The organism is Nostoc sp. 2RC (assembly GCF_014222165.1).
Lineage (GTDB): Bacteria > Cyanobacteriota > Cyanobacteriia > Cyanobacteriales > Nostocaceae > Nostoc > Nostoc linckia.
In genome coordinates, this window is the sequence record NZ_JACKZU010000272.1 from 1 (window position 1) to 11,349 (window position 11,349).

The window sequence follows — 11,349 nt, forward strand, 5'->3', positions numbered from 1 at the left end:
CTTTTCCCCTTACCCCTTTCCCTTTTCCCCTTACCCCTTTCCCTTACCCCTTTCCCTTACCCCTTTCCCTTACCCCTTTCCCTTTCCCCATGCCCAATGACCAATGACTATTGATTACGATGTCGTAATTATTGGTGGCAGTCTTGCCGGATACCAGGCTGCCCTTGCTGCTAGCCAACTACGTGCCACCGTTGCCTTGGTGCAACCCGAAGTAGACTATGGGTTTATTCACCATTATGCTTTGAGGGAAATTGCGAAACTAACACAAAAATTGCGTAATGCCGTTGGCTTTGGTATTCATGCCAGACACACTGACACCTCACAAGAGTGCCACATATCTCTGGCATGGCACGAAGCGATGCTTTATGCTCAAGCCGTTACCTCAAATCTTGAAGAACAATATTCTCCTGCCATCCTGGCGGCGCAGGGAGTCGATATCATCGTTGGTGCTGGGCAATTTCATTCCTCAGCTGAGTTGGCTTTTGTTGTTCACAATCGCTTGTTACGCGCACGCACCTATTTGCTGGCTAATGGTTCCCGCCCAGAAGTTCCGGAAATTGAAGGATTAGAAGCTACAGGTTACCTGACGCTAGCTAATATTTGGCAATCTTTAAATAAAGCGCCTTTACCTAAAAATTGGGTAATTATTGGCGGGGTTCCCCAAAGTATTGAAATTGCCCAAACTTTAGCGTGGTTTGGCTGTGATGTGACGCTGGTAGTCAAGCATTCCTTTGTTTTACCTGATATCGACCCAGAAATCGCCATACTGTTGCAAGCACAGTTGGAAGTTGGAGGTGTGCGCGTCCTCACCAAAAAACCAGTGACTCAAGTTAGGCGTATTGATGATAAAAAATGGCTTCAGGCAGGAGATAAAGCCATTGAAACTGATGAAATTTTAGTGGCGACTGGACAACAGCCAAATCTTGAATCTCTAAATTTGGCTAAGGTAGGAGTGAAATGGCATGGACGCCGTTTAGTGGTGAATGAGAAATTACAAACCACTAACCACCGCATTTACGCTTGTGGTGATGTCATTGGGGGTTATGACTTTGCAAATATCGCTAATTATGAAGCGAAAATTGCTCTCAAAAATGCGCTATTTTTTCCTAGATTAAAAGTCAATTATCGCTGCATTCCTTGGGCAATATTTTCAATGCCTGTGATGGCACAAGTGGGTTTAACTGAAGCACAGGCACAACGTCAATTTCGTAGAGATGAATTTTTAGTTTTACGACAATATTTTAAAAAAGTGGCAGCAGCTCAACTCCGAGATGAAACCACAGGTATATGTAAATTAATTGTCCTACGCAATGGCGAAATTTTAGGTGCTTCAATATTAGGTGCAGAAGCCGGAGAATTAATTAATTTGATTGCTTTGGCAATGTCTGAAAAAATTAAAATCAAAAATTTAGTTAATTTCTCTCCCCTCTATCTCAGTTTCTCAGAAGTTGTGGAACAAATTGTCACAGAATGGAGTAAACAAAAGTTAAATACTAACATCCCTTTGCAAGAGTTTCTCGAAGGCTTCTTTCATTTTCGCCGCAATTGGAATTTGTGAATTGGGCATGGGGCATCCCTTCTCTGCGAGACGCTACGCGAACGGCTTCGCTCAGGGCAAGTGGGCATTGGGTATGGGGCAGAGGAGAAAAACTCATATCCCCTGCTACCTTGTCTACCAATACGGTTCTGATAAGCAGTATGAACTTTTCTTGTGGTCTGGGAAAAAGTTAAGGGGTAAGGGATAAAGGATGTATTTGAAACCTTTCCCCTTTCCCCTTTTCCCTTTAACCGAACCGTATTGCCTTGTCTCCTAACCTGCGGGTTTGCACTAGCGTCTCTGAAAGAAAAGCTAAAGCTACATCTCCTTCATGGCCATAACACCTGCATTATTAGCCAAACTACTGCTGCCGCTACCAATGGTACGCTGAGGTTATCTGTACCGTGGGGTGAAACTGCTTCAGCTAAAGTTGCAAAACTAGCAGTTGCGATCGCGGTCAATAAAGCCCATCCTAAAGTAAAAGGGATTGCTAGGGGGCTAAGAAACGACCCAGGAAGTAGCAACAGCACCAAGAAAATCGCTACTGTACTCGCTACAAACATCGCTGCGGAACCTTCCCAAGAACGCACAGAATTACCTACTTGGTACTTATGCTCCCCGAAGCGCCTCCCAATTAAGGCTGCTAGTGCATCACCCCAAGTCATAGCCATAATACCAGCTACAGCAATTGGAACGTTATCTACAGGGCCACTTGGTCGCCACAGCAAGCCAAACAGTAATGTCACGGAAATAGCAAAATAAACTGTGCCAGGCGAACTATCTTCGGTATCCATTGCGCCAATAACCCGGTAGCGGTAAAACAGGTAATTCAGCGCGATAAACGTAGCAAAGGGAATAATTCCGATTTCCCAGCGATTAAACAGCAGCAGGACACCGAAAACCCACATTCCCGCACCAACGTGAATTACCTTACGAGTCAAATCTGGTTTAACGCCAAACAGCCTACGTAGTCCCTCGCCAATCACGAGTAAACTAGTGGCGTATACGTAAGAAATTACTAACCCGATAATATCGTTGTTTGTCATTGGTGATTAGAGTGTTGACTGTTGACTGGTGACTGTTGACTGGTGACTGTTGACTGGGGAATGAAATTCTCCCCTCTACCTCCCCATCTCCCCTGCTCCCCATCTCCCCACTCGCTATTTGCGTTTAAAGTTCTTTTCTATTAACGAAACGCTACCAATACCTTGGAGAATACCACGACCGATTAAACCTAAACCACGGCCTATGATTTGGGTCAAAATGAAGACTATTCCGCTACCTAAAAAAGCTAATAGTGATTTTAAACGCGGTGCGATCGCGTCACTAAATTCTAAAATCAGTGTGACGAATAAAGGAATATTGGAAAGTTTTGCTAATTCCTCGTTGCGAGGAGCATAAATTGAAGTTTTGGCAATACCACGAGGAGCAATTACAAAGATTTCGTAGCGACTTTCAAAAATTGCTTGGGCTTCATTAACATAATTATTATAACGATATTTCCATGACAATTCATTCCTAAATCTTTCAATTTCCCTTGTGGAAATTAATCGACTACTATAAAAGTTTTGCTTAATCATTTCTACGTCTGCTAAAGTATTGAGTAATGGTTGCACAACTCCATTTGCTAGTTGAATCAAAAAGTTTTCCAAAATCATTGATGCTTGCGTTTTTGCTTCCTGGCTGACTGCTGGATAGGCTGCGTTATTAATATATATTTCTGTCTGAAATAGCAGATAGCTATACAATTCAAAAACCAAGGGAATTTTATTCAGAATTTCTCTTTCCACAACTTGAGTATTTTGCAGAAGAACACTGACAATTTCTATATTGTTATTGCCTAATTTAATTAAAGAAAATTTGCCAAAAAAATCTGTTACTGCTGCTTGCCATAAATCGCAAATTAAGGTACTTTTGACTGCCGATAATTGATTTATCTCAATTTCAGAAGTACGCAATTCATCTAATTGGTGAGCCAGTTTTTGCAGAATTAAATAAAGTAATTCCCGCTTTTTTTGTTCCCGCAGAATGTCAATTTCTAAAGTAGTATCTGTAACATTTTCTAAAGGAAATTGAAGTTTAGTAATACATGATGCAAATAAAGCAGATTGTAACGCTGCTGTGGTGAGCAGAGGTGGTGGTATTTGAGTTTGTTGAATACCACCGCTCAATGGAGGACTGACAGGCGGCCGATCGGCCATCGGAATGTTGTCTTGTTGCCTTTCTTGTGCGGAAACCAGCAATTGATTGAGCAACCAACGAGCAGCTAGCAGTTCTCGTCGCTGTCCAGCCAGAATTGCCCGATCTAATACTGGTATTCCAGGTACTTGTAATTGTGCTGTTACTTTCGCTAAGGTGGTGTGAATGTAATCAATTCCTGACAAACGTAAATTATTTCGTAGTTTGAAAAGAGGAAGTGGTGAATGTGTAGAGACGCGATTAATCGCATCTGTAGAAGAATTCGGAGTTTGGATTTGGTCAAACCAGTAAAAGCCACCAGCTACAACTTGTTGCATGGTAATCACTAGTTCTGAAACAGGCGTACCCTTGGGAGAGTAGCCATTTACACCGATGGATTTGGCAGCTAATAGTAATCCTGGCTCTGAAATAGAACTGAGGAGGAAAATAGGCAAGTTGGGGTACAAGGCTCTCAATTGCCTACAGAATTGCAGTCCTAGCTGTTGACTGCTGTTAGAGCGACCGTTGCCTAATTCCAAAACTACCAAATTCACTTGGTTGGGGTCTTGTTCGGCAATTTCTGTCAAAATCTGCAAAGCAGCCGTATAACTTTCTACCACTGCTGTAATTTGCAGGTCAGGAATTGCTTCTAGAGCTACCCGTAATCCCAAACGAAAAATCGGGTCTTGGTCTATTAGCAGTAACTTTAAAGGGCGATCGCTCATAATCTGCTCATTTATACAAGTACTGTTTTTTACGAAATTAAAAAACAGTTTTGATACAAAACTTTGCCTTAACCATTGTGACTTGTTTTCGCAAACTGAATAAATCGATCATAATTGCCATAGCAGCCTTCAGTTTGTAATTAAATGAACCTGAGTATTAGGCACTGGTTGGCAGAACATAACATCGCAATCAATGGCATCAGTGGATTTTCTGCGGGACAATTGGCGGGAATGGCCTACCGTATTGTTCGGGATATGGAAGTCAAAAGTCTGATACCTTTTGATATCTGTACTTTAGTAGAAATTTTAGAACTACCTTTAACTGTTGTTTACCAAGAAATCAGCGTTATTTCTGAGTTGACAGCAAGCTTGTTGCGTAGCCTCAGCCAAAAAAAACCTTTAAAACGCAACGAAGGTACATGGCTAGCCTTTCAAATTGCCTATCTCCAAGCTTTGCAAACAATTTTAAAGCAAGAATCAAGCTTGCAAAGACCCTGGCTAAACCGAGCAAAAATACTTAGCCAAGCAAACCTCCTTGAAGATCCTCAACTGCAAGGACTCCTGAAAACTCTCACTCCTGGTAAATTAACTGACACCCAAGCTGAACAAGCACTATTTTTGCTTGCTGACTCATTACTGGTACAACAAATAAATAATGCTGCCATAGCTTGGTTCATGGTCAATGGTGCAGAGGAAGCTGAAGCTAAACTGATAACACAGCGTTTGCTCAACTCATTTCCCGGTCATTTGCTAGTAGTGGTTACTGAAAATGCTGCTGCTTTAGCCCAACTGCAAAAATTTGTCCGATTGGGAATTTCATCTGTTAATTCTACAGCCAGCGATAAAATTGACTGGCAGCGAGAAACTTACCGAGCAAGTTTGATTAAAAATCTCAGTACACCATTGCTTGCAGAATGCTTTACTCTTAAAGATATTTATGTAGCCCAAAAAGGCTTAATAATAGAAGAAAGTATTGCCGAACAAGATAAAAAAACTCTGACGCCAGTTGATTTAAAAACATGGATACAACAACAGCTAACTGATTTAGAAACCATCGCTGTTATTGAATCAGAACCAGGTTATGGAAAAACTAGTTTTTGCCAACTCTGGGCAGCAGAAGTGGCAGAAAAACTTTATCCTGATTGGATGCCGATAGTAATTAGATTGCGAGATATAACATACGGCAAAACTTTAATTGAAACTCTGAATTCCGCTTTTATTGTTAATCTTTCAACTTGGTTAGAACAAGAAAATCCTCGCTGTTTGTTGTTGTTAGATGGTTTGGACGAACTACCACCTTCTGTTGGCTTTATTAAATCAAAAGCAAATTTTATCCAGCAATTACTCAATTTTCAAGCTCAGCATCGCCACAAAGTTGTGTTAACAACTCAGTCAAATGCATTGCAAGAAATTGAACCAGAAGTATTATTTTTATTGAAGCGAATTCATATCCAGCCCTTTGATGTCGAAGAACTCAAACAATGGTTTCAACAGTGGACAAAATTACAATCATTGCCCATTGCCCAAAATTTATTTACGTTTTTAAAACAGGCGGGATTATTTGGAAAATCAAAATTTCTAGAGTTGTCTGTTTTTGTGCGTCAACCTTTAATGCTACATTTATTAGCTATTTTGCACCGTGAAGGGCTGTTAGATGATGAACTATTGCAATTAACTAGCAAAGCTACTTTGTTATTGGAAATTCATCATCGCTTGAGTTGTTGGTTGTTGGGCTATCCGCTAAGTGGTGGTATAAAAACTATGCTTTTACGATGGGGATTTGCTCATATTCACCGGACTCCAGAAGCCATCGCGAATTTATTGGGCGATGTTCATGCGGAAGATTTACTTCAACAGATGCAAGCGGTTTCTCTAAAAATTCTACACTCGCAGCGTTACCAAATTAATCAGGAATGTCATAATTTAGCGGGATTTTATTTTAAGATTAGCGATTTGGAAAGCTCACGTATTCGCCTCTGGCGTTCCCGCAGGGTAGGTGCAAAGGCGCAAAGTAATTTAGTGGAATTTTCCCATGTGAAGTTGGGAGAATATCTTTGTGCGAAAGCTGTTGCTGATGAATTAAAATTGTTGACTCAATACCGAAATGAGGATTACGGGGCGCTGAGTTTTGTGCTTGATTCTCCCGATAGTGTAGCCCAGCATATTTATAATTTACTGGGTTATGGCATTCTGAGTCAGGAAATTGAAGAACTAACTATTGAGGGATTACGCAAGGAGCAAAAAAATCGGTTTTCTTTTGAAGTTTTATTTCAACGTCTATTATCTTTCTGGCGTGGTTACTGTGAAGGACGTTGGTTAGATGAAGGAATAGCACACAAAGCTTTGATTAATTTTCACGCATTACAAAATCCTGTGAATGTCGAACAGGTAAATGCTGCGGTGGGACTAAATGTGTTTTTATTGCTTTGTGCTTGTTATCGAGAAACAAAAATTACTTTTTGGCCTTGTGGAAATCCAGTAAATTTCACAGAATTCAATCCAGAGGCCTTGAGTATGTTAATTGCTAGGACAACTGTTTTACACAAAACTGCTTTCATAACCAGAATCAAATCTCTGGCTGGAATCAACCTATCAGGTGCTTCTTTATTGCAAGTGACGTTAACTCAAATAAATCTTGAACAAACAAACTTATCCAATGCCCAATTAATGGGAGCGAATCTCACAAATGCCAATCTTCAACAGGCTAATTTAACAGGCGCACATCTTCAACAGGCTAATTTAATAGGTGCAAATCTTCAACAGGCTAATTTAACAGGTGCAAATCTTCAACAGGCTAATTTAACGGGTGTAAATCTGAATTTTGCCAATCTCACCAATGCTTGCTTATTTGAGGCCATTCTGAGTGAAAGCAACAAAAAAATAGCTGCTGATAATGGTGCTTTGTTTGCTAAAGAAGCATTTCAAAAACTAAAAAATTTGCGATGGCAACAACCCTCATTAAATCCCAAAAAAATCACATCAAACACTGATAGTCATTGGCATCATCCCGCAACAATCGGACTAATTGAAAGCTGCGAAGGTACAATTTTACCAGTAGATTTATATGAAAATGAGGCAGTTGATGAAACTGTTTTTGGCAATAATTCTATTGGGGAATAGGGCATTGGGCATTGGGCACTTTGAGCGTAGTCGTTGGCGCAGCCTCTCACAGAGAAGTATGGGGCATGGGAGAATAATAACTCCGCACTCAACAGTCAACACTCACTAATCCCTAACTTTCTTCTGAATTACGGTAACCATAAAAGTTAATACTATAGTCCGTAATTCGCACTCCTGTTTGTTCTTCAATTTGGCGTAAAAAATCTTCTGGTAGTTGGACGTGAACATCTAGAATTTGATTTGTATCTATACAATTGACGTGACTATGAGAATCACTAATATTGCCGTACAAACGCCCGTCGCAACGTTCGATACACTCGATGATTCCTTGACTTGATAATGCTTCTAAATTTTGATACACCGAAGTATGACCGATTTCTTTACCTTGTTGGTTCAAGCGATCGTAAATTTCTCTAGCAGAAAGATGTTCGTTAGCTTGCCAAAGTAGTTCTAGAATAAAGCGACGCTGACGGCTGACGCGCATACCCAGTACTTGACACCGTTCTAGCGCATCTTCTAAGGAACGAATTGGTCTTGTAGAAATTGTTTGTTTTTGCATACAGCTTATTAACTGTTCGGGGAATTTTCCCATCTCAATGTTTATTTATTATTCAAATATGCAAGGCTATTACACAAAATTTTTGTACCTGTACTTGTGTTTTGCCTTTCAATGCTGCGTAAGTCACAGGTTGCAATAATGATTTTTTGCTTTTGATGCCTAATTTGCCGACCTTAATCTAAAACAAACTCATTACAACTTTAGCTTAAAAATGAGGTAAATGTCTACCTGAAAGTAGGCATTGCCTTGACAAAAGACACTTATTCTGGTGGGATGCCATATTAATGATGTAGTAATTTTTGAGTTAAAGGTGTGTAATTATAGCAGGTGTAAAAGTAATATTTCAATTGAGCAACATTTATGATGTGAGCTGCGATCGCTAGACATTACAAGTTTTATGACTGAGGAGTTTTTGGCAGAATGTAGCATCGATGGCTCAAAACTGCTACTGTGTATTCTCGATCCTAGAGTTGAGCATAAACAAAGTGGCTGCTGAGTCAAAACCAATTGCGATCGCACTTAATAATGAACTGATTAACAATTTAGATCTGTCGCCTGCTCTCGTGGTAATTGAACAATTGCTGCAAGATGGGGTCGCTTCCCACGAACAGCAGCTAAGATTTGATATTAATTACGAACAAGAACCAGGCGATCCAAGGGAACTTTCAGAAATTCCAGAGATCCGGCTGTGGTTTGTGCGTCTAGATGCTAAATACCCTTGGTTACCATTTTTACTAGATTGGAAATCTGGAGAATTTGCTCGTTACGCCGCTATGCTAGTACCACATCAGTTCAGTTCCCAAGAAGGAATTCAGTACAATCCCGAAGCATTAGAGATATTTTTGATGCACAAAATTTTTGTCTTGGGTGATTGGCTCAAACAACAAGGAATTCCCAGCTTATCGCGGCTGAAATCTATGGCACAAATGCTGGGCTATGAATTAGAAGATGCTTTTTTTGAGATATTTTAAAGAACTCCAAAAAATAAACAGATGACTGTTGACTGTTGACTGTTAACCGTCAACCGTCGAGGCTGAGCGGAGTCGAAGCCTTGACCCTGAGCGAAGTCGTACCACTTCCCTCCGGGACGCTCCGCGAACGTGGAAGCAAGCTACGCGTAGCGGCGACCATAGGAGAAGGGTCAACAATTTTCTATGGAATATTTTTTTACTTGGAAGTCCCTAAGAGAATTCAGCAATATTTCGATGTAGGGAATTGTGTAGAAAACCAATATTGCCTCGCTTCTAGCCATTGGCTGGAAACGAGGCAATAATTTTAAGGCTTCACCTGAAGTTGATACAGATGATAGATGCACTGTTTCCTACGTACGTAAGTAATGGGTTACAATTTTCCACTGATTGATTCTGAATTCTGTGTTCTAAATTGTGAATTCTTCTTCAACCACCCCAAACTTTCTCTAAAACAGCCTTTGGTGAAATATCTGCCGTTTTACCGGTAGGGGATTTGATGCCCAGGAATTTATCGTTTTTTGGTAACAACTTAGCTGGATCCGTGGGCCCAAACAGAGCGATAGTATAAGTTTGTACTGCAACACTGAGTTGTAGTGCCGCACTATCGGTAGACAACAGCAAATTTGCTCCAGCAATCATGGCAGTTAACTTGCCAATATCGCTTGGCGCAGTCACTTTGACATCTGGAAAAGACTGCAAAAGCGATCGCACAAACTGGTCATCTTCAGTCCCCTTAATTACCACCACAGGCAGATCCGGCTGCTTGTGTTGAAAATCTTGGATAATTTGCTGCCAACTTTCCAGAGGATAAATTTTATCCTGCTCATTAGCTTTGGATAACTGCTCAGAACCGGTATGAATCAAGACATAGCCTGTTTCATGTACCCCTAAGCGTTTTTGTTCTTTTTGTGCCCACTCAATATCTGGTTTTGGCACATTTACGGCTAACTCTGGTAAAGGAGTCTTGATACCCAAAGGTTGCAGCAGCTCGTGATATGCTGTCGCCCCATACTGGGATGGTTTGAACGGCACAGTTTGGGTTAGAAAAACCGAACCCTTACCTTGGTAGCCAATGCGTATGGGAATTCCCGTCAACCAAAGTAAAAGACCAATCGACCAACTTTGCCCAACAGCAATGGCAACATCATACTCGCGATCGCGAATTGAGCCTACCAGGTTGCCCCAATCTGCCAGACTATTACGGTCTTTGAAATCAAAAGTCAGTACCTCATGAACTGACTTGCTGACCTGGTAGGCGGCCTTTGCTTGGGGTTCAACAACGACATCTATCTGAGCGTTTGGGTAATAGCGCTTCAGGTCATCTAGAGTCGGAAAGAAGAGAATTTGGTCGCCAATCCCGCCAGGTACAAGGGCTACTACTCGCATAATATTTATTGACGCTTACTCGCTCCCTATTTTAGGGGAAAATATATAGCTTAAAGATTGAGGAATTCTGTGTATTTACTAATTCCAGCTGCGGGGATCGGGAAAAGAATGGGGAGTAACCGCAATAAGCTCCTGCTGAAAGTGCGATCGCAACCAATTATTGCTTGGACTTTGTTAGCCGCCCAAGCCGCCAGTAAAATCAATTGGATCGGAATAATTTCTCAACCAACTGACTGGCCTGATTTGAAAGCAATTGTCGCCGACCTCAAGCTCACCAAACCAGTGGAATTCATTCTCGGTGGCTCCACCCGCCAAGAGTCTGTTTACAATGGCTTACAGGCGCTTCCAGCCAATGCAGAACAAGTTTTAATTCATGACGGAGCCAGATGTCTGATTACACCAGATTTATTTAATTCCTGTGCCCAAGCCATTGGCGAATGTCGCGGTTTAATTGCTGCTGTACCCGTCAAAGACACCATCAAAATTGTCAATGGACAAGGAATAATTGAAAGCACGCCAGACAGACAAAAACTGTGGGCAGCACAAACTCCCCAAGGATTTGATGTCAAATTGTTGAAACAGTGTCATGCCGAAGGCCTGCGCCAAGGTTGGCAAGTAACAGACGATGCAGCTTTATTTGAAAAATGTGGCATTGAAGTCAGAATTGTGGAAGGCGAAGAGACAAATTTAAAAGTGACCACCCCGCAAGATTTAGCGATCGCCGAATTTATCCTCACAAGTAGGGGTTTTTAAAGGACTGGGCATTGGGCATTGGGCATTGGGCATTGGGCAGGGAAAAGGTTAAAGGGAAAAGGAATAAATTTAATCTTTCCCCTTTTCCCCGGTTGGTGAGCTTGTCGAACCATACCCCTT

General features: G+C 41.3%; 8 protein-coding genes. 4 read left to right on the forward strand and 4 right to left on the reverse strand.

Features of this window, described 5'->3' with window-relative positions:
• Positions 1-103 precede the first annotated feature (103 nt).
• A complete protein-coding gene (locus GNE10_RS24730; RefSeq protein WP_185567525.1) occupies positions 104-1,558 on the forward strand; it encodes an NAD(P)/FAD-dependent oxidoreductase in 1,455 nt (484 codons plus the stop codon).
• Between the two features lie 308 nt (positions 1,559-1,866).
• Here the strand turns inward: GNE10_RS24730 and GNE10_RS24735 are convergent, their stop codons facing one another.
• A complete protein-coding gene (locus GNE10_RS24735) occupies positions 1,867-2,583 on the reverse strand; it encodes a diacylglycerol/polyprenol kinase family protein (RefSeq protein WP_185567527.1) in 717 nt (238 codons plus the stop codon).
• A gap of 114 nt (positions 2,584-2,697) precedes the next feature.
• Complete coding sequence (locus GNE10_RS24740) at positions 2,698-4,440, reverse strand: DUF3685 domain-containing protein (RefSeq protein WP_185567529.1); 1,743 nt, start codon at positions 4,438-4,440, stop codon at positions 2,698-2,700.
• Between the two features lie 144 nt (positions 4,441-4,584).
• Here GNE10_RS24740 and GNE10_RS24745 point away from each other — a divergent pair, with 144 nt between their 5' ends.
• A complete protein-coding gene (locus tag GNE10_RS24745) occupies positions 4,585-7,560 on the forward strand; it encodes a pentapeptide repeat-containing protein (protein ID WP_185567531.1) in 2,976 nt (991 codons plus the stop codon).
• Between the two features lie 112 nt (positions 7,561-7,672).
• Here GNE10_RS24745 and GNE10_RS24750 read toward each other — a convergent pair whose 3' ends face one another.
• Positions 7,673-8,119, reverse strand: coding sequence for a Fur family transcriptional regulator (locus GNE10_RS24750; RefSeq protein ID WP_099070868.1), 447 nt, complete (start codon positions 8,117-8,119; stop codon positions 7,673-7,675).
• Positions 8,120-8,604: 485 nt separating this feature from the next.
• Here GNE10_RS24750 and GNE10_RS24755 point away from each other — a divergent pair, with 485 nt between their 5' ends.
• Positions 8,605-9,090 carry a CRR6 family NdhI maturation factor gene (locus GNE10_RS24755; protein WP_185567533.1) on the forward strand — a complete coding sequence of 162 codons (486 nt, stop codon included), beginning with the start codon at positions 8,605-8,607 and terminating at the stop codon, positions 9,088-9,090.
• 426 nt (positions 9,091-9,516) lie between these two features.
• Here the strand turns inward: GNE10_RS24755 and GNE10_RS24760 are convergent, their stop codons facing one another.
• Complete coding sequence (locus GNE10_RS24760) at positions 9,517-10,476, reverse strand: glycosyltransferase family 9 protein (RefSeq protein ID WP_185567535.1); 960 nt, start codon at positions 10,474-10,476, stop codon at positions 9,517-9,519.
• 69 nt (positions 10,477-10,545) lie between these two features.
• On the opposite strand from GNE10_RS24760, the gene ispD reads away from it, so the two are divergent.
• The gene (gene ispD, locus GNE10_RS24765) at positions 10,546-11,229 is read left to right on the forward strand and encodes a 2-C-methyl-D-erythritol 4-phosphate cytidylyltransferase (protein WP_185567537.1); all 684 of its coding nucleotides are present in this window, start codon (positions 10,546-10,548) and stop codon (positions 11,227-11,229) included.
• The last annotated feature ends 120 nt before the right edge of the window (positions 11,230-11,349 follow it).